The sequence below is a fragment of the Terrabacter sp. RAF57 genome (assembly GCF_052113925.1).
GTDB lineage: Bacteria > Actinomycetota > Actinomycetes > Actinomycetales > Dermatophilaceae > Terrabacter.
The window spans coordinates 61,805-88,320 of the sequence record NZ_JBFRDT010000020.1; the positions used below are offsets into that span (position 1 = coordinate 61,805).

At 71.3% G+C, this 26,516-nt stretch carries 24 protein-coding genes and 1 pseudogene; 19 read left to right on the forward strand and 6 right to left on the reverse strand.

Translation table 11 applies throughout. The features are described from left to right. The first annotated feature begins 99 nt into the window (after nucleotides 1-99). The gene (locus AB4Y83_RS18785; RefSeq protein WP_442297807.1) at nucleotides 100-579 is read left to right on the forward strand and encodes a group II truncated hemoglobin; all 480 of its coding nucleotides are present in this window, start codon (nucleotides 100-102) and stop codon (nucleotides 577-579) included. 120 nt (nucleotides 580-699) lie between these two features. Here the strand turns inward: AB4Y83_RS18785 and AB4Y83_RS18790 are convergent, their stop codons facing one another. The 4 genes from AB4Y83_RS18790 to AB4Y83_RS18805 form a co-directional block, all read right to left on the reverse strand. Beyond that, nucleotides 700-1,530 carry an anti-sigma factor gene (locus tag AB4Y83_RS18790; protein ID WP_442297808.1) on the reverse strand — a complete coding sequence of 277 codons (831 nt, stop codon included), beginning with the start codon at nucleotides 1,528-1,530 and terminating at the stop codon, nucleotides 700-702. Further along, nucleotides 1,527-2,138: an ECF RNA polymerase sigma factor SigK gene (sigK, locus tag AB4Y83_RS18795; protein ID WP_442297809.1), complete on the reverse strand. Its 612-nt coding sequence runs from the start codon at nucleotides 2,136-2,138 to the stop codon at nucleotides 1,527-1,529. Before sigK ends, AB4Y83_RS18790 begins: the two co-directional genes overlap by 4 nt. Nucleotides 2,139-2,184: 46 nt before the next feature. Then, nucleotides 2,185-2,850 (reverse strand): fasciclin domain-containing protein, encoded by a 666-nt coding sequence (locus tag AB4Y83_RS18800; RefSeq protein WP_442274353.1) that lies wholly within the window; start codon nucleotides 2,848-2,850, stop codon nucleotides 2,185-2,187. A gap of 111 nt (nucleotides 2,851-2,961) precedes the next feature. Next, nucleotides 2,962-4,530: a molybdopterin-dependent oxidoreductase gene (locus tag AB4Y83_RS18805; RefSeq protein ID WP_442297810.1), complete on the reverse strand. Its 1,569-nt coding sequence runs from the start codon at nucleotides 4,528-4,530 to the stop codon at nucleotides 2,962-2,964. 104 nt (nucleotides 4,531-4,634) lie between these two features. Between AB4Y83_RS18805 and AB4Y83_RS18810 the strand changes: the two genes are divergently transcribed. Further along, a complete protein-coding gene (locus tag AB4Y83_RS18810) occupies nucleotides 4,635-5,651 on the forward strand; it encodes an LLM class flavin-dependent oxidoreductase (protein WP_442297811.1) in 1,017 nt (338 codons plus the stop codon). 113 nt (nucleotides 5,652-5,764) lie between these two features. Here AB4Y83_RS18810 and AB4Y83_RS18815 read toward each other — a convergent pair whose 3' ends face one another. After that, a complete protein-coding gene (locus tag AB4Y83_RS18815) occupies nucleotides 5,765-6,208 on the reverse strand; it encodes an SRPBCC family protein (RefSeq protein WP_442297812.1) in 444 nt (147 codons plus the stop codon). 100 nt (nucleotides 6,209-6,308) lie between these two features. On the opposite strand from AB4Y83_RS18815, the gene AB4Y83_RS18820 reads away from it, so the two are divergent. The 5 genes from AB4Y83_RS18820 to AB4Y83_RS18840 all read left to right on the forward strand — a co-directional run bounded on the left by AB4Y83_RS18820 (nucleotide 6,309) and on the right by AB4Y83_RS18840 (nucleotide 10,294). Then, the gene (locus AB4Y83_RS18820) at nucleotides 6,309-7,343 is read left to right on the forward strand and encodes an ABC transporter ATP-binding protein (protein WP_442297813.1); all 1,035 of its coding nucleotides are present in this window, start codon (nucleotides 6,309-6,311) and stop codon (nucleotides 7,341-7,343) included. Then, nucleotides 7,340-8,086, forward strand: coding sequence for an ABC transporter permease (locus tag AB4Y83_RS18825; protein ID WP_056780814.1), 747 nt, complete (start codon nucleotides 7,340-7,342; stop codon nucleotides 8,084-8,086). Before AB4Y83_RS18820 ends, AB4Y83_RS18825 begins: the two co-directional genes overlap by 4 nt. Continuing rightward, nucleotides 8,083-9,216: a sensor histidine kinase gene (locus AB4Y83_RS18830; RefSeq protein ID WP_442297814.1), complete on the forward strand. Its 1,134-nt coding sequence runs from the start codon at nucleotides 8,083-8,085 to the stop codon at nucleotides 9,214-9,216. Before AB4Y83_RS18825 ends, AB4Y83_RS18830 begins: the two co-directional genes overlap by 4 nt. Further along, the gene (locus AB4Y83_RS18835) at nucleotides 9,213-9,827 is read left to right on the forward strand and encodes a response regulator transcription factor (RefSeq protein WP_056780819.1); all 615 of its coding nucleotides are present in this window, start codon (nucleotides 9,213-9,215) and stop codon (nucleotides 9,825-9,827) included. Before AB4Y83_RS18830 ends, AB4Y83_RS18835 begins: the two co-directional genes overlap by 4 nt. A gap of 98 nt (nucleotides 9,828-9,925) precedes the next feature. Further along, a complete protein-coding gene (locus AB4Y83_RS18840; RefSeq protein ID WP_082620062.1) occupies nucleotides 9,926-10,294 on the forward strand; it encodes a YciI family protein in 369 nt (122 codons plus the stop codon). Nucleotides 10,295-10,349: 55 nt separating this feature from the next. On the opposite strand, the pseudogene AB4Y83_RS18845 reads toward AB4Y83_RS18840, so the two are convergent. Further along, nucleotides 10,350-10,850: pseudogene (locus AB4Y83_RS18845) on the reverse strand (HdeD family acid-resistance protein); the annotation flags it as partial. Between the two features lie 162 nt (nucleotides 10,851-11,012). Here AB4Y83_RS18845 and AB4Y83_RS18850 point away from each other — a divergent pair. From AB4Y83_RS18850 to AB4Y83_RS18905, 12 genes are all read left to right on the forward strand, one after another. Then, the gene (locus tag AB4Y83_RS18850; protein ID WP_442274345.1) at nucleotides 11,013-12,242 is read left to right on the forward strand and encodes an ATP-grasp domain-containing protein; all 1,230 of its coding nucleotides are present in this window, start codon (nucleotides 11,013-11,015) and stop codon (nucleotides 12,240-12,242) included. Between the two features lie 21 nt (nucleotides 12,243-12,263). Continuing rightward, the gene (locus tag AB4Y83_RS18855; RefSeq protein WP_442297815.1) at nucleotides 12,264-13,190 is read left to right on the forward strand and encodes a hypothetical protein; all 927 of its coding nucleotides are present in this window, start codon (nucleotides 12,264-12,266) and stop codon (nucleotides 13,188-13,190) included. Nucleotides 13,191-13,195: 5 nt separating this feature from the next. Then, the gene (locus tag AB4Y83_RS18860; protein ID WP_442274618.1) at nucleotides 13,196-14,338 is read left to right on the forward strand and encodes an alpha/beta hydrolase-fold protein; all 1,143 of its coding nucleotides are present in this window, start codon (nucleotides 13,196-13,198) and stop codon (nucleotides 14,336-14,338) included. A 28-nt stretch (nucleotides 14,339-14,366) separates the two neighbouring features. Next, nucleotides 14,367-15,095, forward strand: a complete 729-nt coding sequence (locus tag AB4Y83_RS18865; RefSeq protein ID WP_442297816.1) for an esterase family protein — start codon at nucleotides 14,367-14,369, stop codon at nucleotides 15,093-15,095. A 102-nt stretch (nucleotides 15,096-15,197) separates the two neighbouring features. Beyond that, nucleotides 15,198-17,600: an ATP-binding cassette domain-containing protein gene (locus AB4Y83_RS18870; protein ID WP_442274342.1), complete on the forward strand. Its 2,403-nt coding sequence runs from the start codon at nucleotides 15,198-15,200 to the stop codon at nucleotides 17,598-17,600. 13 nt (nucleotides 17,601-17,613) lie between these two features. Continuing rightward, on the forward strand, nucleotides 17,614-18,615 hold the full coding sequence (locus AB4Y83_RS18875; protein ID WP_442297817.1) for a serine hydrolase domain-containing protein: 1,002 nt from the start codon (nucleotides 17,614-17,616) through the stop codon (nucleotides 18,613-18,615). Nucleotides 18,616-18,894: 279 nt separating this feature from the next. After that, nucleotides 18,895-20,184, forward strand: coding sequence for an ABC transporter substrate-binding protein (locus AB4Y83_RS18880; protein WP_442274340.1), 1,290 nt, complete (start codon nucleotides 18,895-18,897; stop codon nucleotides 20,182-20,184). Nucleotides 20,185-20,186: 2 nt separating this feature from the next. Further along, nucleotides 20,187-21,227, forward strand: a complete 1,041-nt coding sequence (locus AB4Y83_RS18885) for a carbohydrate ABC transporter permease (protein ID WP_442297818.1) — start codon at nucleotides 20,187-20,189, stop codon at nucleotides 21,225-21,227. Further along, on the forward strand, nucleotides 21,220-22,083 hold the full coding sequence (locus AB4Y83_RS18890; RefSeq protein ID WP_056823666.1) for a carbohydrate ABC transporter permease: 864 nt from the start codon (nucleotides 21,220-21,222) through the stop codon (nucleotides 22,081-22,083). The genes AB4Y83_RS18885 and AB4Y83_RS18890 overlap by 8 nt, the downstream gene beginning before the upstream one ends. A gap of 38 nt (nucleotides 22,084-22,121) precedes the next feature. Beyond that, nucleotides 22,122-23,351, forward strand: coding sequence for a Gfo/Idh/MocA family protein (locus tag AB4Y83_RS18895; RefSeq protein ID WP_442297819.1), 1,230 nt, complete (start codon nucleotides 22,122-22,124; stop codon nucleotides 23,349-23,351). A gap of 81 nt (nucleotides 23,352-23,432) precedes the next feature. Next, nucleotides 23,433-23,846, forward strand: coding sequence for a hypothetical protein (locus AB4Y83_RS18900; protein WP_442274337.1), 414 nt, complete (start codon nucleotides 23,433-23,435; stop codon nucleotides 23,844-23,846). Nucleotides 23,847-23,964: 118 nt separating this feature from the next. Then, a complete protein-coding gene (locus tag AB4Y83_RS18905; protein WP_442297820.1) occupies nucleotides 23,965-25,782 on the forward strand; it encodes an ABC transporter substrate-binding protein in 1,818 nt (605 codons plus the stop codon). Nucleotides 25,783-26,516: the final 734 nt, after the last annotated feature.

Genomic DNA, 26,516 nt, shown 5'->3' on the forward strand with positions numbered 1-26,516 from the left:
GGCTGCTCACGTCGACCGACGTCCCGACATCGCGGCAACCGACGGCTCACGATCATCAATCCGGGTGCGGCAGGCCGCCGGGTGGGGTGCACTGGCGTCATGGGTGGAGTCCACGAACCGGAGCTTCCGACGCTGTACGAGTGGGCGGGCGGTCTCGCGCCGCTGCGCCGGATGATCGACTGCTTCTACGACCGGGTCGAGCTCGACGAGACCCTGTCGGGTTTCTTCCCGGGCGGGGTGTCGGAGCATCATCGAGCGCACGTCGCGGACTGGTGGGCCGAGGTGCTCGGCGGTCCTGAGACCTACACGGAGCGGCACGGGGGGTACGAGTCGATGCTCCGCCGCCACCTCGGGCTGGCCATCACGCCAGCGCAACGGCACCGGTTCGCAGCCACGATGAGTCTGGCGGCCGACGACGCCGAGCTGCCCGCCGACCCGGAATTCCGGGCCGCGATCATCGGCTACCTCGAGTGGGGCACCCGGCTCGCCATGGAGAACTCCCAGCCCGGCGCCGAACCGGTCGAACGCGCTCCCACTCCACGGTGGGGCTGGGGCGTCGCGCCGCCGTACCAGGGGTGACCGATCCGGGAGCGGTAGGCGCGAATCCCGCCGGACTGCGGACGTCGGGCGGTCACGAGCTCCAGCTGGGGAAGCCGGGAGCGAGCTCGTGACCGCCTGACGTGCGAGCGACCGGTCGTCTCAGGCGAAGGCGATGAAGGCCACGGGGTCGGAGGTCGGCTGGTCGGAGCCGCCCTCGGGCTCCACCGTGATGCCGGCGCCCTTCGAGTGGCTGGCGTCGCCGCTCAGCACGACCACCTGGTCGCCGCCGCCGGGCATGAGGCCCGCCGAGGTCATGTGACCCGTCGCGTCCTGGAGCCACAGCTGGAAGACCTTGCCCGAGGGGGGCTGCGACATGCCGGAGGTGACGATGACGGCCTTCTGGAGCGCGTTGGAGCGGACGACCGTGGCCGTCGCGCCGCCGGCGAGCCGCGCCCCGTAGCGCGTGGCGTCGGGGGCCGCGAGCACCTGGTCGGCGATGGCCCGGGACGGGTCCTTGTCGATCTGCTTCCAGACCGTGAAACCGCCGATGGCGAGCACGGCCACCGTGGCGGCAGCGACGACGACCCGCCAGCCGCGGGCCAGCCCACGGGCGGAGCGGGACCGGCGACGCTCGGTGAGGTCGTCGGCGTGCTCGACCTGGGTGGCGGGGGCTGCGGTGGCGGCCGGAGCCTGCACCGGCTCCGGGGGCGTCGACGACGTGGCGTCCTCGTCGGCGGAGTCGTGCTGCGGTGCCGTGAGGGGCGGCAGTGGGCGGACGGTCGCGATCTCGGCGAGCACCTTGGCCCGGAGCGAGGCCGGCGAAGCGGCCTCGGTCAGGACCGACAGCTCCGACGCCGCGGCGACGAGGCTCTCGACCTCGGCCTGGCAGGCGGTGCAGCCGGCGAGGTGGCGCTCGAAGCGCGCTCGCTCGACGTCGTCGAGGGCGTCCACGGCGTAGGCACCCGAGAGTGCGTGGATGTCTTCGCTCACAGTGTCACCCCCAACGTGTCTCGTAGTCTGATCAGTCCATCACGGATGCGTGTCTTGGCGGTCCCGAGTGGCAGGTCGAGCATGGTGGCCACCTCCGTATGGGTGTATCCCGAGAGGTAGGCCAGCTCGAGGGCCTGCCGCTGGACCGGTGTGAGCGTCTCCAACGCCCGATGAACCCGCTCCGCATCGAGCCGTTCGACGACGGCCTCCGCTGTGGAGTCGTGGGTGACGTCCTGGTTGCTGGCGCCGTATCCCTCGTCGCGGTGGCGGGCTGCCTCCGCCGACCGGACCCGGTCGACGGCCTTGCGGTGAGCGATGGTGAGCATCCACGAGAGAGCGCCACCCTTGCTCGGGTCGAACCGTGCGCTGTGCCGCCAGATCTCGAGGAAGACCTCCTGGGTGACCTCCTCGGACTGGGCCGGGTCGCGCACGACCCGGCGGACGAGACCGAAGAGCCGGGAGGAGACGGCGTCGTAGAGCTCTGCGAAGCCCGTCTCGTCTCCCGTCGCTGCTCGGCGGAGCAGCTGCTCCAGGGTGACTGGGAGGGCGGGTCCCTCCGGCGACTCATCGCCGGAGGGAACCACCGAGAACCGTGACATGGGGTCCATTGTGTCGCCCGTCGTCGTGGTCTGCGTCAGCCTGGTCAGGTGACGATCAGGGCATCAGGACGCCGTCGATGATGTACACCGTGGCGTTGGCGGTCGGGACGTTGCCGCAGATGACCTTGGCGTCGGCCTTGCCGACGGTGAAGTTCTCGCCAGAGCCCTTGACCGTGATCGTGGTGCCGGCGAGCGTCTTGTGGTCGCCCGCGAGCTGGTCCGGCGAGAGCTTGCCGGCCACGACGTGGTTCGTGAGGATCTTGGTGAGGGTCGGCTTGTCGGCGAGGACCTTCTTGAGGTCCGCGGCCGGGATCTTGGCGAACGCGTCGTTGACGGGCGCGAAGACGGTGATCTCGGGAGCCGAGTTGAGGGTGTCGACGAGGCCGGCGGTCTTGACGGCGGTGACGAGCGTCGACAGGAGCGGGTTGGCGCTCGCGGCGGTCGCGACCGGCGCGGTGGCCATGCCGTTGAACGAGCCGGCGCCGTCCTTCGGCACCGCGGCGCAGCCCTCACCGAAGACGGCCGCAGCGGCGTCCATCGACTCGGACGAGGTCATCGTGTCGGACGGCGTGCTCGTCATGGCGTCCGAGGACGTCGCGGCGGGCGTGCTGCCACCAGCGGCGGCGGCGGTGTTGTCGCTGGAGCTGCCGCAGGCCGCGAGGCTCAGGGGCAGGGCGATGGCGAGGGCGACGAGGCCGGTACGGGTCTTCATGCTCTTCATGTCAGTCACTCCTTGTGGCTGTGTGGTGCACGGTCATCTGGGATTCGGTGCCGCTGTGGCTCCGGATTGCTTGTCGGAGAGGTTTTCTCGCGGGTTCTTGGCCGTATGCGTTCACGCGACGGTCACCACCACCTCCTGGATGCCGCTCGACCCGCTGGGGAACGGGGTGGCGCGTTCGGTGATCTGCGCCTGCCCCTCGAGGTCGGTCGCGCGCACCGCGATGCGGTGCAGTCCGGGCTTGGCGTCCCACGGGAGGTACCACTGGCGCCAGTAGTCGATGCCGACGTCGGGGCCGAGCTTGGTCTTCTGCCACTGGCCGTCGTCGATCCTGACCTCGACCGTGCCGACGCCGCGGTGCTGGGCCCAGGCGACGCCGGCGATGGCGGTCGTGCCGGCCTTGATCGTCGACAGGGGTGCGGGCGTGTCGATGCGCGCGCTCGTCTTGATCGGGGCGTCGGTCGCCCACTGCCGCTTCGTCCAGTAGGACTGGTCGGCGGCATACGTCGTCAGGGTGAGCTTGGTCAGCCACTTCGTCGCGCCGACGAAGCCGTAGAGGCCGGGCGTGATGAGGCGCGCGGGGAAGCCGTGGGTGTCGCTGAGCTGGGCGCCGTTCATGCCGATGGCGATCATCGCGTCGCGTCCGTCGCGGACGACGGCCAGCGGGGTGCTGATGGTGAAGCCGTCGACGGCGGTGCTCAGCACCTGGTCGGGGCTGCCGGTGATGCCGGCCCGGTCGAGGACGTCGGTCAGCTTGACGCCGAGCCAGCGGGCGGAGCCGATGTAGCCGCCGCCGACCTCGTTGGAGACGCACGTCATGGTGATGTCGCGCTCGATGAGCGGCATGGCGACGAGCTCGGCGAAGGTCATCGTGAAGGGCTTCTCGACCATGCCGTCGACCTCGAGCGTCCACGTGTCAACGTCGACCTGGGGCACGACGAGGTTGGTGTCGACGCGGTAGAACGTGTCGGTCGGGGTGCGCAGCGGCGAGATGCCGGAGACGGTCGTCTCGAGCCCCTTCGGCAGCGCCTTCGCCTGGTCGGCGGCGGCCGGCAGGACGACCTTCTTGACCGACTGGGCGCCGGCGCGCAGCTGGCCGCCGGCGGCGGCGAGCGCGGCGAGGGCCGTGACGCCGAGTGCGCCGAAGACGAAGCCTCGGCGTCCGGCCTTCGAGCCGGCCGTCGAGCTGTCGGGCCCGGTGGCGTTCGTCATGACCGAGCCACGCGGGCCCGTGGTCTCCCGGACGACGTCGCCGGAGGCGATCCGGGCGAGGCGGACGAGCCAGACGAGCGTGGCGACACCGGCCGCCATCGCTGCGACGGCGGGCAACGCGTCGAGCGGGCGGGCCGCGGGCCGCAGCAGCGCGGCGGCGCCGGCGAGGCCGGTGAGCAGCACGATGAAGCCGACGGCGACGGGCATGCGGCGGCGGGCGAGCAGGCCGGCCACGGCGGCGAGGACGAGCGTCACGACGAGCACCGACCCCTGGAGGATCAGCTTGTCGTTCGTGCCGAAGGTCGCGATGGCCCACTCCTTGACGGGCGTGGGGGTCAGGTCGATCACGGTCGAACCGATGGCGAGCACCGGCGACGATGCGGGAGCGAGGAAGCCCGCGACGAGGTGGCCGGCAGCGATCCCGGCGACCGCGGCGAGGATCCCGCTGAGGGCAAATCGTAGGCGCGTCATGACTCGTGGTTCGGCGCGAGAGGGCGATCCGGATTGTCGGTCGCCCGGCGGCGGCGCGTGTGCGGCGGTGGGAAGAGCACGGGCGCCGCCGTTGTTGACCGCACGTGAAGAACATCGGATTCCTCTCGTTCGGCCACTGGAACCCGTCGCCGCACTCGGGCACGCAGTCGGCGTCGGACGCCCTGCTCCAGTCCATCGACCTCGCGGTGGCCGCCGAGGAGCTCGGCGCGGACGGCGCCTACTTCCGGATCCACCACTTCGCGCGCCAGCTCGCGTCGCCGTTCCCGCTGCTCGCCGCGGTCGGGGCGCGCACGAGCCGGATCGAGATCGGGACGGGCGTCATCGACATGCGCTACGAGAACCCGCTCTACATGGCGGAGGACGCCGGCGCGGCCGACCTCATCTCCGGCGGGCGGCTCCAGCTCGGCATCAGCCGTGGGTCACCCGAGCAGGTCGTCGACGGCTTCCGCTACTTCGGCTACGAGCCCACCGACGGCGACCACGCCGCGATGGCACGCCAGCACACCGAGGTCTTCCTCGACGTCCTGTCCGGCCGGGGCTTCGCCGAGCCGAACCCGCGCCCGATGTTCCCCAACCCGCCCGGGCTGCTCCGCATCGAGCCGCACGCGCCGGGGCTGCGCGACCGCATCTGGTGGGGCGCCGGCAGCCGGGCCACCGCCGAGTGGACGGCTCAGCAGGGGATGAACCTCATGAGCTCGACCCTGCTCACCGAGGACACCGGCGTGCCCTTCCACCAGCTGCAGGCCGAGCAGATCCAGCGCTTCCGCGACGCGTGGACGGCAGCGGGGCACGAGCGCGAGCCGCGGGTCTCCGTGAGCCGCAGCGTCTTCCCCATCGTCGACGACCGGGACCGCGCGTACTTCGGCCGCGAGTCGGCGAGCCAGGATCAGGTGGGCCACATCGACGGCGGGACGGCCCGCTTCGGCAAGACGTATGCCGGTGAGCCCGACCAGCTCGTCCGTGACCTCGCAGAGGACGAGGCGATCGCCGCCGCCGACACGCTGCTCCTCACCGTGCCCAACCAGCTCGGCGTCGACTACAACGCGCACGTCATCGAGAGCCTCCTGACGCACGTCGCTCCGGAGCTCGGCTGGCGCTGACCGCCGCGGTCCCGCACGGTCCCCCACGACGCACGACGTCCGTCCGGCGTGGAGTGGCCACGCACGGGAGCAGATCCGCGCGGCACTTCGTGTGTCGCGCGGGCCCGCGCCCCTCAGCCGCGCGCGAGCAGCTTGCGGAGGGTCGAGCCGTATGCCGCCCCGGCCACCTTCGCGACGAGGGGGTCGAGGAGCGCGGGCACGCCTCGCACCCCGATGCGCTGCGTCCACCGGACCGTCGACCCGGCGGCCGTGGGGGTCACGAGCAGGTCGATGCGTCCGCGGACGACCTTGCCCTCCTTGCGGATCCGGGCGCTTCCGGCCGAATGTGCCGTCGGCTGGACCACCGACTGCACGACCATGACGTCGTCGAAACCCACCGGCCCGACGCCCGTCCGCGCGACGAAGCGCGACCCCTCTATGAGCTCGCTCGCGCCCATCGCCTCGCCCGTCACGGTCGTGAGCGGGATGACGGCGGTGTGCGCACGCAGGTCGAGGATCCGCCGCCACGCCTCGGGTGCGGGCAGGGGTGAGTCGAGGTGCACCTCGAAGTCGGCCATGGGGTCAGTCTGTCCGGTCCGGCGCCCCGTGACACCTGTCACGCGCAGGACGTGACGCCTGCTGCTGACGCGAAGCATCGCCGAGCGGGAGAGTTGGGTCATGACCACCACACCTCGTCCGGTCGACGGCGCCTCGGGGGCGCCGGCGATCGAGCTGCGTTCGCTCGTCAAGAGCTTCCCCTCCCGACGCGGGTCCCAGGATGCCGAGGTCCGTGCCGTCGACGGCATCGACCTGCGCATCGAGCCCGGCGAGGTCGTCGCCTTCCTCGGACCCAACGGTGCCGGCAAGACGACGACCCTCGACATGGTGCTCGGCCTCACCGAGCCGACGAGCGGCACGGCCGAGGTCTTCGGCCGGCGTCCTCGCGAGGCCGTCGTCGGCGGGCACGTGTCCGCCGTCCTCCAGACGGGCGGGCTCCTGCGCGACCTCACCGTCCGCGAGACGGTCCGGATGATCGCGTCGACGTATGCCGTCCACTCCCCGGTCGACGAGGTCATCGACCGTGCCGGGCTGAGGTCGCTCGCCGACCGTCGCGTCTCCAAGTGCTCGGGCGGCGAGCAGCAACGGCTGCGCTTCGCCCTCGCCCTCCTGCCCGACCCCCGGCTGCTCGTCCTCGACGAGCCGACGGCGGGCATGGACGTCACGGCCCGGCGCGACTTCTGGGACACGATGCACGCGGACGCCAGTGCGGGCCGCACCGTCGTCTTCGCCACGCACTACCTCGAGGAGGCCGACGCCTTCGCCGACCGCATCGTCCTCATCGCCGGCGGCCGCATCGTCGCCGACGGCACGACGGCCGAGATCCGGTCGCAGGCGAGCGGACGCACCGTCTCCGCGACGCTGCCGCCGGGCTCGGTCGCCGAGTCCGTCGCGAGGCTGCGGACGGTCGGCGGCGTGCACGAGGTCGAGGAGCGCGGCAACCGGGTCGTCGTCACGGCCGGCGACTCCGACACCGTCGCGCGGCTGCTCCTGCTCGAGCTCGGCGGCACCGACCTCGAGATCGTCACCGCCGGCCTCGAGCAGGCCTTCATGACCCTGACCGGTGACGGCCGCGACTCCCGTGACGCCCGCGACGCCCGCGACGCCCGCGACGCCCGCGACGCCACGACCCCCGACGAGGAGCTCGTCCGATGAACGCCACCTTCACGCTGCTCGAGATGCGCCGAATCACGCGCGACTGGGCGGGCATGTTCTTCACCGCGGTGCTGCCCGCCTTCTTCTACCTCATCTTCGGCGCGACGGTCGACGCCAAGGACGCGACCATCGGCAACGGCAACGTCGCGATGTACGTCATGATCAGCATGGCCGCCTACGGCGCCGTCACCGCGACGACGAGCATCGGCGGCAACGCGGCCGTCGAGCGACAGCAGGGCTGGGGCCGCCAGCTCGGGCTCACCCCGCTCGCCGACTCGTCCTACATCGCCATGAAGGCGCTCATCGCCATGACCGTGGCGGCCGTGCCGATCCTGCTGACCTTCGCCCTCGGAGCTGCGACCGGCGCTCGCGGTTCGGCGCAGGCCTGGGTGCTCAGCGCGGTGCTCTGCCTCGTCGGGTCCGCCGTCTTCGCCGTCTACGGCCTGCTCGTCGGCACGGCGTTCCGCTCCGAGGCCGCGGTCGGCGCCGCGAGCGGCACCATGGTGATCTTCGCCTTCCTCGGCAACGTCTTCATCCCGCTGTCCGGTGCCCTGCTGGCGTTCGCGAAGTTCACGCCGCTCTACGGGTACGCCGCCCTGGCGCGCTATCCGCTCACCGAGGGCTACCTGCCCGACGGGTCGCAGGACCCGCTGTGGGTGCCGATCGTCAACGTGCTCGCCTGGCTCGCGATCTTCGGGACCGCTGCCGTGCTCCTCGTGCGCCGCGGCCGGGAGCGCCAGTGACCCAGCGGGCGTCGGTCTCCGGCGTCCCGGGCGCCCCGGCCGCCGCCCCGGCGCCGGGGCGCAACCCGTGGGAACGCTTCGGCTGGGTCGTCCAGTCGGTGTGGCTGGTCTTCCTCGTCTTCCCCGTCATCGCGATCGTCTCGAGCGGTCTGCCGGCCTGGCAGGTCGTGCTCGGGCTGGCGCTCGTGCTGACCTTCGCGGTCGTCTACGGCCTCGGCGCGCAGCACCTCCAGCGCCTGCACCGCAGGTGCGCGCCGACGCAGCGTCGGGGTGTCGGCTACCTGGTCGTGCTCGTCGGCTGCGCGGTCGGGCTCGTTCCGCTCATCGGCGCCGGCAGCCTCAGCTTCCTGCCCTTCATCGTGTCGTTCGGGATGTTCGCGCTGCCGCTCGCGTGGTCGATCGCCCTCGGCATCGCGTGCGTGGCGGTCGCGACGGCGGTCGCGGTCTTCGTCGACCCGGACGAGGGCACCTGGGTCGTGGCCATCATCGTCTTCGCCGTCGGTGCGATGACCGGGGCGGTCCGGCTCATGACCGACCGAGGGGAGGACTACGAGCGGATCTCGCGCGACCTCGCCATCGTCGAGGAGCGCGAGCGCGTGGCCCGCGACGTCCACGACGTGCTCGGTCACTCGCTCACGGTCGTCACGGTCAAGGCCGAGCTGGCCGAACGTCTCGTCGACCTCGACCCCGAGCGGGCCAAGGGCGAGCTCGCCGAGATCCAGGCCCTGAGCCGTCAGGCGCTCGCCGAGATCCGGGCGACCGTCGGGGGCCTGCGGGTGGCCCGCCTCGGCGACGAGCTGGCCTCGGCTCGCACGGCGCTCGCCGGCGCCGGCATCGAGGGCCACGTGCCCGACGACCCGAGCACGGTCGATCCCCGCCACCGCACGGTCCTCGCCTGGGTGCTGCGCGAGGCGACGACCAACGTCGTGCGCCACAGCGACGCCGACGCCTGCTGGGTCGAGCTCGACTCGAACCGTCTGACCGTCCGCGACGACGGACGCGGCCTCGGCGAGCGGCCGGAGGGGAACGGCATACGCGGGCTGCGTGAGAGGGTCGAGGCCGCGGGAGGTCGGCTCTCGATCGAGACGGGCCCCGAGGGCCACGGGACCGTGCTGGAGGTGGTGCTGTGAGCACGACGATCAAGGTGCTGCTCGCCGACGACCAGGCCCTCGTGCGTGGCGCGCTCGCGGCGCTGCTCGCGCTCGAGCCCGACCTCGAGGTCGTGGCCGAGGTGGGGCGCGGTGACGAGGTCGTCGACGCCGCACGTGCCTCAGCCGCCGACGTCTGCCTCCTCGACATCGAGATGCCGGGCGTCGACGGCATCGCCGCCGCGGCCGCCGTGCGCGATGCGCTCCCCGGCGTACGCACGCTCGTCGTCACGACCTTCGGCCGCCCGGGCTACCTGCGTCGGGCGCTCGAGGCCGGCGCGTCCGGGTTCGTCGTCAAGGACACTCCTGCCCGCCAGCTCGCCGAGGCCGTGCGGCGCGTGCACGCCGGGCTCCGCGTCGTCGACCCGTCACTCGCCACCGAGTCGCTCGTCGACGGAGCCAACCCCCTGACCGAGCGCGAGCGCGAGGTGCTCGGGGTCGCGCTGCGCGGTGGCACCGTCGCCGCCATCGCCGGGGTCGTCCACCTGTCGCCGGGCACGGTCCGCAACCACCTCAGCGCGGCCATCGGCAAGACCGGCACGTCGACGCGCGCCGAGGCCGCCCGCGTGGCCCAGGAGCGTGGCTGGCTCTGACCGGCCTTTCGAGGATCGAAGTGTCGAGTCGGGTCGCCCCCGTTCGACGTCGTGGTGGAGGCTGGGACGGACCCGGCACGAGACGCAAGGAGAGACCGATGCGCTACCTCATGATCCACAAGATCGACGAGTCCCGCCCCGAGGCCTGGAACCCGAGCCAGGAGTTCCAGGACGCGATGGGCGCGCTCATGTCGGAGTACGCCGAGTCGGGCATCCTGCTCGCCGCCGAGGGCGTGACGCAGAGCAAGGACGGCGCGATCCTCCGCAAGACCGAGGGCGCCGGCGTCACGGTGACCGACGGCCCGTTCAGCGAGGCGCGCGAGGTCATCGGCGGCTTCGCCCTCGTCAACGTCGAGAGCAAGGAGCAGGCGCTCGAGCTGGCCGGGAGGTTCGCCTCGCTCTTCGACGAGGTGTCGGTCGAGGTCCGCCGGGTCTACGAGTTCGAGGACCTGCCGCAGCCGTCCTGAGCCGACCGACGTCGTGGAGGTTCGCACCCCTCGGACGGGGTGCGAACCCGCCGAGGATCGAGACGACGCCGCTGACGATGAGGAAGACGCGGATGCCGGTCGTCCGGTCGGAGCCGAAGCCCTGGACGAGCGCGGCGATGCCCTCGGCGATCCAGCCGATCGCGATGAAGATGGCGATGACGGCGAGCGAGGTCCCGGGCCGGAAGAGGCAGATGATGCCGGCGATGATCGAGAGCACGCCGAGCCCGATGGAGACGGGCTTGAGCCAGCCCGGGTCGCTCGGCAGGTCGCGCGTCACCGACAGGCGGACGGCCCCGGCGACGATGAGCTGCAGCCCGAAYATGATGGCCACGATGAGCAGGGTCGCCTTGGGCCAGACGAGCACCATGATGCCGAGGATGACGGACAGGATGCCCATGGCGATGAGGGCGCCCGACCATCCGGAGGAGGTGGCCGGGGACGCCCACGTGGCGGCGGCCTCGCGGCGCGTCCTCGGTGCGTCGGGTGCGGGGTCGGTCGGGTCGGGTGACGCTGCGTTCGGGACGGTGCTCGACATGGCTTCCTCCGTAAGGGGTGAGGTGCTGCCCGAGGTGCGGCACCACCAGTCTCGTCCTCGTCAGCCCCCGGCGCGCGCTTTTGCCCCGCGACCCGCGCGGCGGCACACGGGGCGAGCGGCCGTCCGTGGCGGGCCTCCCGGTGGACCGATAGCGTCGACGCCGTGAACATCATCTTCGTGGAGCCGTCGTTCCCGGCGAACCAGCGTCGCTTCGTGCACGCCCTCGCCTCGGTCGGCGCGAATGTCTACGGCATCGGTGAGTCCGACGAGGCGCACCTCGGCGACGAGGTGCTGGGCGCGCTCCGCGGCTACTACCGCGTCGGCTCGGTGACGAACGTCGACCAGATGGTCGAGGCGGTCCGCTACTTCCAGGACAAGGTCTGGATCGACGCGCTCGAGGCGACCGTCGAGGCGCACACTATGCCGGCGGCGCAGGTCCGCGAGGCGTGCGGCATCCCCGGCACGAGCGTCCGCACGACCTGGCTGTGCCGCGACAAGCCGTCGATGAAGGAGGCGCTGCGCCAGGCGGGCGTGCCCACCGCGGCGAGCGCGGCCGTCGACTCGGCCGCCGAGGCGCGCGCGTTCGCCGAGCGCGAGGGCTACCCGCTCATCCTCAAGCCGCGCGCGGGCGCCGGCGCCCAGGGCACGGTGCGCGTCGACTCCGACCACGAGCTCGAGCAGGCGCTCCAGGGCTACGCCCGCGAGGGTGCGAGCTCGATCGCCATCGAGGAGTTCGTCGAGGGTCACGAGGGCTTCTACGACACGATCAGCCTCGACGGCCAGGTCGTGCACGACTGGGCGACGCACTACTACCCCAACGTCCTCGAGGCGATGCGCCAGCGCTGGATCTCCCCGCAGTTCATCACGACGAACCGCATCGACGAGCCGGGCAATGCCTTCTACACCGAGGTGCGTGAGCTCGGGCGCCGCGTCATCGAGGCGCTCGGCATCGAGACGTCGGCCACGCACATGGAGTGGTTCTACGGCCCCAAGGGCCTGAAGTTCAGCGAGATCGGCGCCCGCCCCCCGGGTGTCGGCGCCTGGGACGTCTACTCCGCGGCCAACGAGGTCGACGTCTACCGCGAGTGGGCGCACGTCATCACCCACCGCGCGCCCGAGCGCCAGATGCAGCGCACGTATGCCGCCGGCATCGTCGCGCTCCGCCCCGACCACGACGGGTCGATCACCGGCTACACCGGCATCGAGGAGATCCAGTCGCGCTACGGCGAGTGGGTCATCGACGGCCACTTCCCGCCGGTCGGGCACGGCACCCAGGGCGTCGAGGCCGGCTACATGGCCAACGCGTGGGTGCGACTGCGCCACCCCGACTTCGACACGGCGCGCGCCATGCTCGACGACGTCGGCCGCACGATCCACGTGCACGCGGGCTGAGCGCGGCTGAGCCCTGTCCTGATGTCGACGACGATCCTGCTCGGCCCCCAGCGGTTCACGACGACCGTGGGCGCCACCGTGCGCTCCCTCGGCGTGACCGGCCGCATCGCCATGGTCAACTCCGGCTGGGAGGAGCGCGAGTCCGACGACGCCGAGCTCGCCGGCCACCTCGCCGGGCGCGGCGTCAACCTGCGCCTGCACCACCGGATGATGGACGTGCTGGCCAAGGACCAGCACTTCGCGGCGGCGGCGGTCGCGTTCCGCGACCGGATGGACGAGCTTCGGGCCTTCTACGGCATACGCCTCCAGGCGGCGATCGACGCCGTGCACGCCGTCGCGCACCGCACCTCGATCCACGCCGTCGGCCCCATCGCCGAGGAGTCCGCGATGGAGGCCGTGCGCGAGGTCGACCGGTGGTATGCCGCCGAGCTCGAGGAGCTCTACGGCTCGGTCCGCGCCACCGCGCCGCTCGACGAGAGCGGCACCATCGGCTGGCACCGGGGCGAGATCGGTGCGCTCCTCGACGAGTGCGAAGCGGTCGTCATCGCGGGTGGCAACGTGCGCACCCTGCTGCGGACGCTGCGCGTCTTCGACGTCACCCTCCGGCCGCAGCAGTCCGTGGTCGCGTGGTCGGCCGGTGCGATGGCCCTGACCGACGAGGTCGTCCTCTTCCACGACTTCACGCCCCACGGCGTCGCCGCGGCCGAGCTCCACGACCGGGGGCTGGGTCGGCTGCCCGGGATCGTCGCGCTGCCGCACGCCAAGAGGCGGCTGCTCCTCGACGACCACGAGCGCATGTCGGTGCTGGCCCGGCGCTTCGCCGAGCACCGGCTGCTCCTGCTCGACGACGGGGCCGTGGTGCGCTTCCCCGACGGCGCGACCGAGCTGCCGGTCGGTGCGCGCGTCATCGACCGCACCGGTCACGTCTCGGTGGTGGGGGTCGCGTGAGCGCCATGGAACGCCTCGCCGTCAACCGCCTCCGCGAGCGACTGCCGCTCGACGGCCCGACGATCGACCGCTTCGTCGAGCGCTACGGGTGCCCGATCATCGAGGGCGAGCGCGCGACCTTCCTCTACCGGGGCGACGTCGACGAGGTGTGGGTGCGCCACCGCGTCGTCGGTCTGCCGGATCCCCTGCCGCTCAAGCGGATCGGCGAGTCCGACCTCTGGGCCGTCACGACCGTGCTGCCCGAGGGGTCGCGGGTCGAGTACCAGATCGAGATCCGCAAGGGCGAGCACTACGAGCGCTTCAACGACCCGCTCAACCCGCGCCTGGCGCACAGCCCGATGGGGTCGTCGTCGGTGTGCGCGGCCATCGGCTACCGCGTGCCCGACTGGGTCGCCCACGACCCCGAGGCCCGCCCGGGCACCCTCGTCGAGGAGCAGGTCCACAGCAAGGCCCTGCGGCGCGACCAGCCGGTGCAGATCTACCTGCCGGCGCGCTTCAACCGGGCGCAGCGCTATCCGCTCCTCGTCGTCCACGACGGCACCGACTACCTCCAGTTCGCCGCGATGAAGACCGTCCTCGACAACCTCATCCACCGGCTCGACGTCGACCCGCTCGTCGCGGTCTTCGTGCCGCCCCGGGACCGGCTCAAGGAGTACCCCAACCACGCGCCGCACGCCCGGTTCATCGCGCGCGAGCTCGTGCCGCTGCTCACCGAGCGACTCCCCCTCATCGACACCCCGGAGGCGCGCTGCCTCATGGGCAGCTCCTTCGGCGGCATCGCGTCGCTGTCGACGGCGGTGCGCTACCCCGGCTTCTTCGGCTCGCTCATGCTCCAGTCCGCCTCGCTCGTCTTCACCGACATCGGCTTCGACCACGGCGGCGGCCCGGCCTTCGACCCGGTCGTGAAGTTCGTCAACCGCTTCCGGGAGAAGCCGTCCGCGGTCGTCGACCGCCTCTTCATGTCGTGCGGCGTCTACGAGCCGCTCATCACCCCGAACCGGTCGATGGTCCCGGTCTTCCGCCACGCTGGCATGACGGTGCGCTACACGGAGTCGCGCGACGGCCACAACTGGGAGAACTGGCGCGACCGTCTCGGTGACGGACTCGCGTGGCTCTTCCCCGGACCCCAGAAGTTCGTCTACGAGTGACGAGCGCAAGTGAGAAGGCAGGTCACCCATGAAGGTCACCGACCGGTGGTACTCCGACCGTCTGGGCCAGGACATCAGCGTCGCGAGGTGGGGCTCCTACGGCGCGCCCGTGCTGCTCTTCCCGACGGCGGGGGGCGACGCGGAGGAGGTCGAGCGGCACCAGATGATCGCGCACCTCGAGCCGCTCATCGCGGCCGGCCGCGCCAAGGTCTACTCCGTCGACAGCGTCGCGGGGCGGGCCCTGGCCGAGGGGCGCGGCACGCCCGACCACCAGCTGGCCCTCTTCAACGGCTTCCACGAGGCCATCGCCCGCGAGGTCATCCCGGCGATCCACTCCGACCTCGGCGGCCAGCCGATCCCGGTCACCGTCGCGGGCGCCTCGATCGGCGCCTTCAACGCCCTCGCCATCACGTGCCGCTACCCCGAGCTCGTGCAGTCGGCCGTGTGCATGAGCGGCACGTACGCCATCGAGCAGTTCCTCGGCGGGCACGTCAACGACGACCTCTACTTCAGCTCGCCGCTACGCTTCCTGCCCGGTCTCGAGGGTCCGGCGCTCGACGTGCTCCGCACGCGGATGATCGTGCTCGCCTCGGGCAGCGGCCGCTGGGAGGACGTCGGCGAGTCCCGTGCCGTCGCGCACGTCCTCGGCAGCAAGGGCATCCCCAACCGCGTCGACGACTGGGGCACGGCCTACGACCACGACTGGCCGACGTGGTGGGCGATGCTCCCGCTCTACCTCGACGACCTCCTCCCCTGACGGCATACGCCCTCTCTCCCGGTCGAGGGCCGCTCGGTCACGCGGTGAGGTCGTCGGGAATCGGGGGGCCAGGGGTGGGCGCGGGGCCGTAGCGTACGTCGCATGGAGTCGAAGAGCACCGCTGCGAAGACCGCGTCGCGCCCCTCCGCCGGGTCCCACCCGGCCGACGTCCACGACATGATCCGCGTCCAGGGCGCGCGCGAGAACAACCTCAAGGACGTCAGCCTCGACCTGCCGAAGCGCCGGCTCACGGCGTTCACCGGCGTCTCCGGCTCGGGCAAGAGCTCGCTCGTCTTCGCGACGATCGCCGCCGAGTCGCAGCGGATGATCAACGAGACCTACAGCGCCTTCGTCCAGGGCTTCATGCCGTCGCTCGCGCGCCCCGACGTCGACTACCTCGACGGCCTGACGACGGCCATCATCGTCGATCAGGAGCGGATGGGCGCCAACCCGCGCTCGACGGTCGGTACTGCGACCGACGCCAACGCGATGCTGCGGATCCTCTTCTCCCGCATCGGGACCCCCCACATCGGGCCGCCGACCGCCTTCGCCTTCAACGTGCCGACGCGGGTCGCGAGCGGCGTCATGAAGACCGACAAGGGCAACCGCCAGGAGACCTCGATCGTCCGCGAGGCGGTCTACCAGGGCGGCATGTGCGCGCGCTGCGAGGGGATGGGGTCGGTCAACGACTTCGACCTCACCGCGATCTACGACGAGAGCAAGTCGCTCGCCGACGGCGCGCTGCTCGTCCCCGGCTACAGCATGGACGGGTGGTACGGCCGGATCTTCAGCGGCGCCGGCCTGCCCATGGACAAGCCGGTCGGCAGGTTCACCGAGCGCCAGCTCCAGAAGCTGCTCTACGGACAGCCCGAGAAGATCAAGGTCGAGGGCGTCAACCTCACCTACGAGGGCGTCCTGTCGAAGGTGCAGAAGTCGATGCTGTCCAAGGACCTCGACGCGATGCAGCCGCACGTGCGCCGCTTCGTCGAGCGGGCGGTCACGTTCACGACCTGCCCCGAGTGCAAGGGCACGCGCCTGTCGCAGGAGGCGCTGAGCTCGAAGATCAAGGGCAAGAACATCGCCGAGCTGTGCACCATGCAGATCAGCGACCTCGCCGAGTGGCTCCGCGACGTCGACGACCCGTCGGTCGCACCGCTCCTGCGGGGGCTGCAGCACCTGCTCGACTCCTTCGCCGAGATCGGACTCGGCTACCTCTCGCTCGACCGGCCCGCGGGCACGCTGTCCGGTGGTGAGGCCCAGCGCACCAAGATGATCCGTCACCTCGGCTCGTCGCTCACCGACGTCACCTACGTCTTCGACGAACCGACGATCGGGCTCCACCCCCACGACATCGCGCGGATGAACCAGCTGCTGCTCCAGCTGCGCGACAAGGGCAACACCGTCCTCGTCGTCGAGCACAAGCCCGAGACGATCGCCATCGCCGACCACGTCGTCGACCTCGGCCCGGGCGCGGGTACCGCGGGCGGTGAGGTCGTCTTCGAGGGCACCGTCGAGGGACTGCGCAAGAGCGACACGACGACGGGCCACCACCTCGACGACCGGGTCAGCCTCAAGGACTCGCTGCGCGAGGCGACCGGGGCGCTCGAGGTCCGCGGCGCGTCGACCCACAACCTGCGCGACGTCGACGTCGACATCCCGCTCGGGGTGCTGTGCGTCGTCACCGGGGTCGCCGGGTCGGGCAAGAGCTCGCTCATCCACGGGTCCGTCGCCAAGCGCGACGGTGTCGTCGTCGTCGACCAGGGCGCCATCCGCGGCTCGCGCCGGAGCAACCCCGCGACCTACACCGGACTGCTCGAGCCCATCCGCAAGGCCTTCGCCAAGGCCAACGGCGTCAAGCCCGCGCTCTTCAGCTCCAACTCCGAGGGGGCCTGCCCGGCCTGCAACGGCGCGGGCGTCATCTACACCGAACTCGGCGTCATGGCGACGGTCGAGTCGACGTGTGAGGAGTGCGAGGGCCGGCGCTTCCAGGCCGCGGTGCTCGAGTACGAACTCGGCGGGCGCAACATCGCCGACGTGCTCGCCATGCCGGTGGCCGAGGCGCTCGACTTCTTCGACGCCGGGGAGGCACGCACCCCCGCCGCCCACACGATCCTCGAGCGGCTCGACGACGTCGGCCTCGGCTACCTCACGCTCGGCCAGCCGCTCACGACGCTGTCCGGTGGGGAGCGCCAGCGCCTCAAGCTGGCCACGCAGATGGCCGAGAAGGGCGACGTCTACGTCCTCGACGAGCCGACGACCGGCCTGCACCTCGCCGACGTCGAGAACCTGCTCGGCCTGCTCGACCGGCTCGTCGAGTCGGGCAAGTCGGTGCTCGTCATCGAGCACCACCAGGCCGTCATGGCGCACGCCGACTGGATCATCGACCTCGGACCGGGGGCCGGTCACGACGGCGGCAACGTCGTCTTCGAGGGGACACCGGCCGACCTCGTCGCCGACCGCCCGACGCTGACCGGCGAGCACCTCGCCGCCTACGTCGGGGCCTGACCGGGGGCGCGCCGTGGACCTCGACGCCGCGGTCGCCGATGTCGTGCGTGAGCACGGGTTCCCGGGCGTCGTCCGCGTCGACCGCGGCGGCGAGGTCGTGCACGCCTCGGCACACGGTCTCGCCGACCGTGCCCACGGCCTGCCCAACACGCTCGACACGCAGTTCGGGACCGCCAGCGTCTGCAAGGGCCTGACCGCGCTCACCGTGGTGAGCCTCGTGGCCGAGGGTCGCGTCGCCCTCGAGACCCCTGTGCGCGCGGTCGTCGGCGACGACCTGCCCGACATCGGGGAGGACGTCACGATCGAGCACCTGCTCTCGCACCGTTCGGGCATCGGCGACTACCTCGACGAGGACACCGACTTCGACGCCTCCGACTACGTCATGACCCTGCCGGTGCACCGGCTCGCCACGACCGAGGGCTACCTGCCGGCCCTCCGCGGACGACCGGCGAAGTTCTCTGCGGGAGAACGCTTCTCGTACTGCAACAGCGGCTTCGTGGTGCTCGCCCTCGTCGTGGAACGGCTGACCGGCACGAGCTTCCACGAGGCGGTCGAGGAGCGAGTCTGCGCCCGCGCCGGGACGGTCGACACGGCATACCTCCGCTCCGACGAGCTGCCGGGGCGCGCCGCGCTCGGCTACCTCGACGCCGTCGGGCTGCGCACCAACGTGCTGCACCTTCCCGTCCGTGGCAGCGGTGACGGTGGGATGTACACGACGGCCGCCGACCTCCACGCGCTGTGGGACGCGTTCCTCGGCGGTCGCATCGTCGACCCGCCCTGGGTCGCCGAGATGCTGCGCCCGCACACCGACGTCATGGACGACGGCCGGTGCTACGGCCTCGGCGTCTGGCTCGACGGGACGGGTGACGGGGTCGTGCTGGGCGGCTACGACGCCGGCGTCTCGGCGGTGACCCGGCACGAGCCGTCGCGGTCCCTGACGTGGTCGGTCCTGGCCAACCGGAGCGACGTCGCACGGCCGGTGTCGCAGCGCCTCCGCGAGGTCCTGGCGGGCTGACGCCCACCCTCGGGGAGTCCGCATCGCGGACCTCCGGGCGCGACGCCCCACGCCGTCAGTGATGCCTCCGGGCAACACACAGGGACCCGCGGCGGTCTGCTCTGCAGGCCTGTCCCGGGCCGGGATCCGACCTGTCCTACGGATTGACAGGTGATCGAATGTGATCGATTGTAGTCCCGCCCAAGCACAAACGAGCGATCAGGCTTGGGTTGCCCGATGACGTGCACCGGACCGCAGCGGCCTCCCGCCAGCCGCGGACCCCCACCCAAGGAGTCGCGAATGCGCAGAACGTCCACGCTGGCCGCCACGGCCGTGCTCACCCCGCTGCTCGTGCTCGGCCTCGCCGCGTGCGGCCAGTCCACCGGCGGCGCCACGGCCGACGCCCAGCCCGAGTCGGGGCCGGTCACGATCTCCTACGGCATCTGGGACAAGAACCAGATGCCGGCCATGCAGAAGATCGCCGACGAGTTCCACGCCGCGAACCCGAACGTCACGGTCAAGATCCAGGTGACGCCGTTCAAGCAGTACTTCACGACCCTGCAGACGGCCGCCGCCGGCGGTGGTGCCCCCGACGTCTTCTGGATGAACGGCCCCAACGTCAAGCTGTACGCCGCGAACCAGCAGCTGCTGCCCCTCGACCAGACGATCAGCCGCGCCAAGCTCGACCTCGCGAAGTACCCCGAGGCCCTCGTCGACCTCTACACCTACGACGGCAAGAGGTACGGCATCCCGAAGGACTTCGACACGATCGGCGTCTGGTACAACAAGGCGCTCTTCGACGCGAAGAAGCTCGCCTACCCCAAGGACGACTGGACCTGGGCCGACTTCCAGTCCGCCGCCCGCACGCTCACCGACAAGACCAAGGGCGTCTACGGCGCCGCGGCTCCCGTCGAGGACCAGGCCGGCTTCTACGACACGATCCCCTCGGCCGGTGGCCAGGTCATCGACGCCGCCGGGACCAAGAGCGGCTTCGACTCCCCCGAGGCGCTCCAGGGCATCGAGTTCTGGACCTCGCTCGTCAAGGACGGGGCGTCGCCGACGGTCCAGCAGATGACCGACACGAGCCCCGGCGACATGTTCAAGGCCGGCAAGGTCGCGATGTACTGGAACGGCTCGTGGGCCGCGGTCGAGTACAACGGCGTCCCCGAGCTCAAGGACGCCGTCAACGTCGCGCCGGTCCCCGCCGGGCCCAAGGGCCAGGTCTCGGTCATCCACGGCCTCGGCAACGTCATCTACGCCAAGACGAAGCACCAGGACGCCGCGCAGAAGTTCGTCGGCTTCCTCGGCGGTGAGCGCGCCGCGCAGATCCAGGCCGACGCGGGCGCGGTCATCCCCGCCTACGAGGGCACCCAGGAGGCGTGGGTCAGGGCGATGCCACAGTTCAACCTCAAGGCCTACGTCGACGAGGTCGCGACGGCCGTGCCCTACCCGGCGTCGAAGAACACCAAGGCGTGGACGACCCTCCAGACCGACCTCCTCACCAAGGTGTGGAACGGCGAGGTCGACGCGGCGACGGGCCTCAAGGACCTCGCCACGCAGATGAACGCGGCGCTCGCCAAGGAGAAGTGACCGTGGCGGGCGTGCTCACCGACCGGGAGCAGGCGTCGGGATCCGTCGGCGCGACCGCGCCGGGCGGCGCCCCGTGGGGGTCGGGGAGCCGGGGCGACACCCCGGCCCCCGGCCGCCGGCCCGGTCGATCCGGTCGATCCGGCGGAGCCGGTCGCGGCATGTCGCGGATGCGGCGCAACGACCTCTTCTGGGCGGCGGTCTTCATCCTCCCGACCCTGCTCGGCCTCGTCGTCTTCTACCTGTGGCCGGTCGTGCGCACGCTGCTCATCTCCTTCACGGAGACGGGGCCGTTCGGCGGGTCGGAGTTCGTCGGGCTCGCCAACTACGGCGCGCTGTTCGGCGACGCGCGCCTCTGGGAGACGATGCTCAACACCCTGAAGTTCACGGTCGTCGCCCTGCTCGGCATCCCCGTCGCGCTCGTCGTCGCGGCGCTGCTCAGCACCGAGGGTCTGCGGGGGGTGCGCATCTACCGCGTCCTCTACTTCCTGCCCGTCGTGACGATGCCGGCAGCGGTCGGCCTCATCTGGCGCACGCTCTACAACGGCGACGTCGGCGTCATCAACGCCCTGCTCGGTCTCGTCGGCGTCGAAGGCACGAACTGGCTCTCCAATCCCGCGACGGCGCTGTATGCCATTGCCGCAGTGGGCATCTGGCTTAGCCTGGGCACGCAGATCGTCATCTTCCTCGCCGCGATCCAGGGCGTGCCGAAGGACCTCTACGAGGCGGCCGCGCTCGACGGCGCGGGCCGCATCCGGCAGTTCTGGTCGATCACGCTCCCGCAGATCAGCCCGAGCGTCTTCTTCATCTCGGTGCTCGCCGTCATCGGCGCGCTCCAGACGTTCGACCTCATCTTCGTCATGACCGGGCCGACGAACCCGGCCTACCCGCAGACCGAGACGATCGTGGCGCAGTTCTACCAGCGGGGCTTCGTCGAGAACCAGCAGGGGTATGCCGCCGCGATCGCCCTCGTCATCCTCGTCGTCATCGTCGCGGTGACCGCCCTGCAGTTCCGGCTCCAGAAGAAGTGGGTGCACTATGTCTGAGCTCGCGACCCGCCTCCCTCGCGCCAGGGGGCGAAAGCGTCTGCGCCGCAACCACCTCGGCGTGCACGCCGTCCTCATCCTCGGCTCGGTCGTCATGGTCGGCCCGTTCTTCTGGGAGGTCATGACCTCTCTCAAGACGCTCGGCGAGACGCTGACCGTGCCGCCGACGGTCTTCCCCCGCTCGCCCCGGTGGAGCAACTACGGCGACGTCTTCGACACGCTCCCCTTCGGCCAGATGTTCTGGAACAGCACGATCCAGACGCTCGGGCGGGTGCTCGGCCAGCTCGTGCTGTGCTCGATGGCCGGTTACGCCTTCGCGCGCTTCGAGTTCCGCGGCCGGGGCCTGCTCTTCGGCCTCTTCCTGTCGGTCCTCATGGTCCCGAGCCAGCTCTTCCTGCTGCCGCAGTACGAGATCGTGTCGGGCCTCGGCTGGCTCAACTCGCTCCAGGCGCTCATCGTCCCCGGCCTCTTCAGCGCCTTCGGCACGTTCCTGCTGCGCCAGTTCTTCCTCAGCCTGCCGCGCGAGCTCGAGGAGGCCGCCAAGCTCGACGGCGCGAACCACTGGCAGATCTTCACCCGGATCATGCTGCCGCTCGCCAAGCCGGGTCTCATCGCGCTCGCCGTGCTCGACGTGCTCTGGTCGTGGAACGACCTCATGTGGCCTCTCGTGGTCAACAACGACCCGACGAAGATGCCGCTGTCGGTCGGGCTCGCCTCGCTGATCGGCCAGTTCTCCGTCGACACGACGACGCTCATGGCCGGCTCGGTCCTCGCGACGCTGCCGGTGCTCCTCCTCTTCGTCGTGCTCCAGAAGCAGTTCATCCAAGGGATCGCGTTCAGCGGCTCCAAGGGCTGAGACCCTCGAACCACCACCACCCGGAAGGTGCCCCACCCATGACCGAGCAGCCCCACCAGCCCGACCGGCCCGACCGGCCCGACCAGCCGGACCTCCGCATCGCGATCATCGGCTTCGGCCTGCGGGCCAGCCTCGCGAGGTACGCCCACCGTCCCGGTGAGGGCAGCCGCGTCACGGTCGTCTGCGACCCGGCCGAGCGGGGCCGCGCGGACGCCGCGGAGCGCATCGAGGGCGTACGCCTCGTCGACGGGCTCGACGAGCTGCTCGCTCCCGACGTGCGCGCCGACATCGACGCGGTGCTCGTCCTGACACCCGACCACGCGCACGCCGAGCACGCCGTGCGCACCCTGAAGGCCGGCATACCGACGTTCGTCGAGAAGCCGCTCGCGACGAGCGTCGCCGACGCCGACAGGGTGCTCGAGGCCGCGCACCGCACGGGCACGCGTCTCTACGTCGGGCACAACATGCGGCACATGCCGGTCGTCCGCGCGATGCGCGACGTCATCGAGGCGGGCACGATCGGCGAGGTCAAGGCGGTGTGGTGCCGGCACTTCGTCTCGGCGGGTGGCGACTACTACTTCAAGGACTGGCACGCCGACCGGCGCAACACGACAGGCCTGCTGCTGCAGAAGGGCGCCCACGACATCGACGTCATCCACTGGCTCGCCGGCGCCTACACGCGGCGGGTCAGCGCGGTCGGCGCCCTCGCGGTCTACGGCGACGTCACCGACCACCGCGACAACTCCGACCGGCGGATGGCCGACTGGTACTCCCTCGACAACTGGCCGCCCACCGAGCAGCGCGAGCTCAACCCGGTCGTCGACATCGAGGACATCTCGATGGCCAACCTCGTCCTCGATGGCGGGGTGCTCGCCAGCTACCAGCAGTGCCACTTCACGCCGGACTACTGGCGCAACTACACCGTCATCGGCACGAGGGGCCGGCTCGAGAACTTCGGCGACGGCCCCGGCGCGCTCGTCAAGGTGTGGACCCGCCGCACCGACACCTACCGCGACGACGCCGACGAGGTCATCGAGATCCCGACGGCCGACACGACGGGTCACGGCGGCGCCGACCCGCTGCTCATCGCCGAGTTCGTCCGCTTCGCCCGCGACGGCGGCCCGACGATGACCTCGCCCGTCGCGGCGCGTGAGGCCGTGGCGGCCGGGGCCTCGGCGACGACGTCGCTGCGCACCGGCGGTGGCGCGGTCGACGTGCCGGCACTCGACCCCGCCCTCGTCGCCTGGTTCGAGGGCGGCCAGGCCTGAGGGGTATCAGCGGCGGGACCGGCGCCCTCTGAGGCGTGTGGGTCCGTGGCTCGAGCGGGCCCGTTCCCCGAAGGACGACCCATGAGCGTCACCGACGTCTTCCCGCTGATCAAGGCACCCGATGCCTGGCCCGTGCCGGTCGTCGCGACCGTCGCCATGGTCTGCCTCGCAGGGCTCGACCTGCTCGGGGCGGTCCTCGCCAAGGAGTGGGCCGAGAACGGCAGCGTGCGGGCGCTCGTGCTCGGTGCAGGCGCCTTCCTCGTCCTCTTCTGGGTGTATGCGTCGTCGCTGAGGTACGCCGAGCTGGCCCTCGTGACGATGGGCTGGGTCGTCATGCTCCAGGTCGGGCTCGTCCTCATCGACCGCTGGCGCTACGGGGTGGAGCTGCCCACGGGCAAGTGGGTGGCCATCGGGGTCGTGCTCGTCGCGCAGGCCTATCTCGTGCTCGCGCCGGCGGCCGAGCAGGCGGGCGCCGCGGCGGCCTCCGGCAGCTAGACTTCCGACCACGGACAGGGGTGCTCCGGGTCGCCGTCGGTGCCACCTGCCACCGTGCTCTCCGTGCCCGCCGAAGTCCCGGGTCCGGTCTCCGGTCCGGGCGCCCCGAAGGAAGTCCATGCGTCGACGTCTCGTCCGCCCCACCGCGGTGGCGGCCCTCGGCGTGCTCGCGCTTGGCTCGGGTGCCGCATGCACGACGAGCACCGCGACGCCCGCCCCCACGCGAGGCACGACGGCGAGCACGACCCCCACCGCGGCGCCGACGAGCGCGGTCGCGCCGCTCGTCGTCGGGGCCGTCTTCGACCACACGACGCTCGACCCGACGCGGCAGTTCGACCGCAGCGGGGCGATGCTGACGCACGCGCTCTACGAGACCCTGACGACGCTCGACCCCGACGACCCGACCAAGGTCGTGCCCGGGATGGCGGAATACACCCTGTCCCCCGAGGGCCGGTGGCTGACGCTGCGGCTGCGCAAGGGCCTCGTCTTCTCCGACGGCACACCGGTGACGACCGACGACGTCCTCTTCACCCTCCAGCGCGCGCGCGGGCTGTCCGGTCCGGCCGGCTCGATCCTCGGCACCGTCTCGGCGGTCAAGGTCGACGACCGCACCTTCACGCTCAGCTCTCCCGGCTCGAACTTCGCCCTGCCAGCGATCCTCGCCAACCCTGCCTTCGGCATCCTCAACGCGACCGCGGTCAGGGCGCACGGCGGCACCATCGGCCCCGGTGACGAGGCGAGCTCCTACCTCTCGCAGCACTCGGCGGGCTCGGGCCCCTACGTCATCAAGAGCGTCAGCGGCACCTCCGAGGTGCGGCTCGCGGCCAACCCGATGTGGTCGGGGCCGACCCCTGCCTTCCCCGAGATCGTCGTGCGCAACCTCGACGCGCGGCGGCAGCTGGCCGCCATCGGGTCCGGCAGTGCCGACCTCGTGCTCGACCTCTCGCCGAGCCAGGCCGATGCGGCCACCGGCCGGCCGCAACGGTCGGCCGTCACGGTGACGACGATGCGGTCGAGCTCGCTCGTCTACCTCGCCCTCGGGCGCGACAGGGCCCTCAACCCGTGGACCGCCGATCCCGACTTCACCGAGGCGGTTCGCCGGGGCCTCGACCGTGAGGCGCTCGGCAGGGCTGCCGCGCCCGGGTCCATGCCCGCGGCGGGTCTCATCCCGGCGGGCATCGTCGGTGCCCTCGAGGACCTCGCGCCCTCGCCCGCGCCGACACCCACTGACGGCACCGGCACCGGCACCGACGGCACCGGGACCCCGACGCCCACGACGTCGACGACCTCGGTCACGCCGGCCCCGTCCTCGTCGGGCACCACGGCGACCCCCGACAGCATCCTCACGACCGGGGCGGACGGCATACCCACGCCTGTGGTGACGCTGCCCGTCGTGCCCCAGCGCGATCTCGCCGCGGCCAGGGCGGCGCTGCGTCGCTCCGGCTACAAGGGCCAGCCGATCCCGCTCTCGTATGCCGCCGACCTGCCCATCCAGGGCATCCCGACGAGCGCCCTGGCGGTGGCCGTGCGTGCGCAGCTCGCGCAGGTCGGCATCAAGGTGCAGCTCAACCCGGCGCCCGCGGCCCAGGCTGTCGCCGCCTACCGCAGCGGGCGCGCCGCGTTCAGCCTGTGGAGCTGGAACCCCGACTACCCGGATCCCGAGAACTACCTCGCCTTCGCGCCGGGCGAGCTCGTCGGGTCGCGCGCCGGGTGGGAACGTGGCACCGACACGCTCGTCGACGACCTCACCGAGGCGGCGCGTTCGTCGGTGGGTGACAACCGGGCGGCTGCGTATGCCGCCTGGCAGCTCGCGATGAACCTGCGCAGCCCGTTCGTCCCCCTCCTCCAGCCGTCGACGCGCTTCGCGAGCGGCGAGCGGGTCAAGGTCCTGCCGGGCAACCCGGTCTGGACCGTCGACCTCGCCCGGCTCGGCTGACGAGCCGACCCACGGCGGCGCTCCTCAGGGGGTGCTCTCCAGGCTCTCGGTGGGCTCTGGGCGGCTTCTCCGTGGGCTCGTATGGGTGTCCGGACGGGCCTCCGGACGGCTCAGTGGAGAGCCTCGGGAGGGGGTCCGGAGGCCCGATTATGAGATCTCGGGGGATGCCCTGTAACGTTCTCTTCGTCAGCCCGACAGGGAGCACCGGACGCCACCGCTGAGCGATACTTCGCTCGCGAAGTAGGCCGGTCCCGGGGTTGGCACCACGGAGAGAAGGACCGTTCGTTCGGTCTGATCGACGTGGCAGCCCGCGTGTCTGGCGTGGCCGGTTGGGTCTGCTCCTCGGAGCCGGCGCCGATTTGGACCAGCGCATCGAGGCGGGTAAGTTTGAAGGGTTGCCCCGGAGGTCTCCTCGTTGAGGTGGTTGATGGTGTGTGTCCGATTCTTGAGAACTCAACAGCGTGTCAAAAATCGATGCCAATTACCTCGTCCCGAGGCCTGGTTCGGTCCATCGTCTGGTGGTCTGGGTGGGTTTTGGGCGAATTATCCTTTGGTTGAATTGAACTTCTAGCTTTTGAGCTGGTGGTTCGACTTCAGTCAGGTTTTCGAGCCCTTCATGGGTTCAAAGTTTGCTCACTGTTCTGGCCTTTCGGGGTTGGGGGGTGGGTGTTTGAACATCAACGGAGAGTTTGATCCTGGCTCAGGACGAACGCTGGCGGCGTGCTTAACACATG

Bases quoted from the DNA above. Each gene is read 5' to 3' on its own strand.
- AB4Y83_RS18860 (WP_442274618.1), top strand. From the start codon at position 13,196: ATGGAACGCCTCGCCGTCAACCGCCTCCGCGAGCGACTGCCGCTCGAC.
- AB4Y83_RS18900 (WP_442274337.1), top strand. From the start codon at position 23,433: ATGAGCGTCACCGACGTCTTCCCGCTGATCAAGGCACCCGATGCCTGG.
- AB4Y83_RS18805 (WP_442297810.1), bottom strand. From the start codon at position 4,530: ATGACGCGCCTACGATTTGCCCTCAGCGGGATCCTCGCCGCGGTCGCC.
- AB4Y83_RS18895 (WP_442297819.1), top strand. From the start codon at position 22,122: ATGACCGAGCAGCCCCACCAGCCCGACCGGCCCGACCGGCCCGACCAG.
- AB4Y83_RS18870 (WP_442274342.1), top strand. From the start codon at position 15,198: ATGGAGTCGAAGAGCACCGCTGCGAAGACCGCGTCGCGCCCCTCCGCC.
- AB4Y83_RS18820 (WP_442297813.1), top strand. From the start codon at position 6,309: ATGACCACCACACCTCGTCCGGTCGACGGCGCCTCGGGGGCGCCGGCG.
- AB4Y83_RS18785 (WP_442297807.1), top strand. From the start codon at position 100: ATGGGTGGAGTCCACGAACCGGAGCTTCCGACGCTGTACGAGTGGGCG.
- AB4Y83_RS18840 (WP_082620062.1), top strand. From the start codon at position 9,926: ATGCGCTACCTCATGATCCACAAGATCGACGAGTCCCGCCCCGAGGCC.
- AB4Y83_RS18890 (WP_056823666.1), top strand. From the start codon at position 21,220: ATGTCTGAGCTCGCGACCCGCCTCCCTCGCGCCAGGGGGCGAAAGCGT.
- AB4Y83_RS18905 (WP_442297820.1), top strand. From the start codon at position 23,965: ATGCGTCGACGTCTCGTCCGCCCCACCGCGGTGGCGGCCCTCGGCGTG.
- AB4Y83_RS18800 (WP_442274353.1), bottom strand. From the start codon at position 2,850: ATGAAGAGCATGAAGACCCGTACCGGCCTCGTCGCCCTCGCCATCGCC.
- AB4Y83_RS18825 (WP_056780814.1), top strand. From the start codon at position 7,340: ATGAACGCCACCTTCACGCTGCTCGAGATGCGCCGAATCACGCGCGAC.
- sigK (WP_442297809.1), bottom strand. From the start codon at position 2,138: ATGGACCCCATGTCACGGTTCTCGGTGGTTCCCTCCGGCGATGAGTCG.
- AB4Y83_RS18880 (WP_442274340.1), top strand. From the start codon at position 18,895: ATGCGCAGAACGTCCACGCTGGCCGCCACGGCCGTGCTCACCCCGCTG.
- AB4Y83_RS18865 (WP_442297816.1), top strand. From the start codon at position 14,367: ATGAAGGTCACCGACCGGTGGTACTCCGACCGTCTGGGCCAGGACATC.
- AB4Y83_RS18855 (WP_442297815.1), top strand. From the start codon at position 12,264: ATGTCGACGACGATCCTGCTCGGCCCCCAGCGGTTCACGACGACCGTG.
- AB4Y83_RS18815 (WP_442297812.1), bottom strand. From the start codon at position 6,208: ATGGCCGACTTCGAGGTGCACCTCGACTCACCCCTGCCCGCACCCGAG.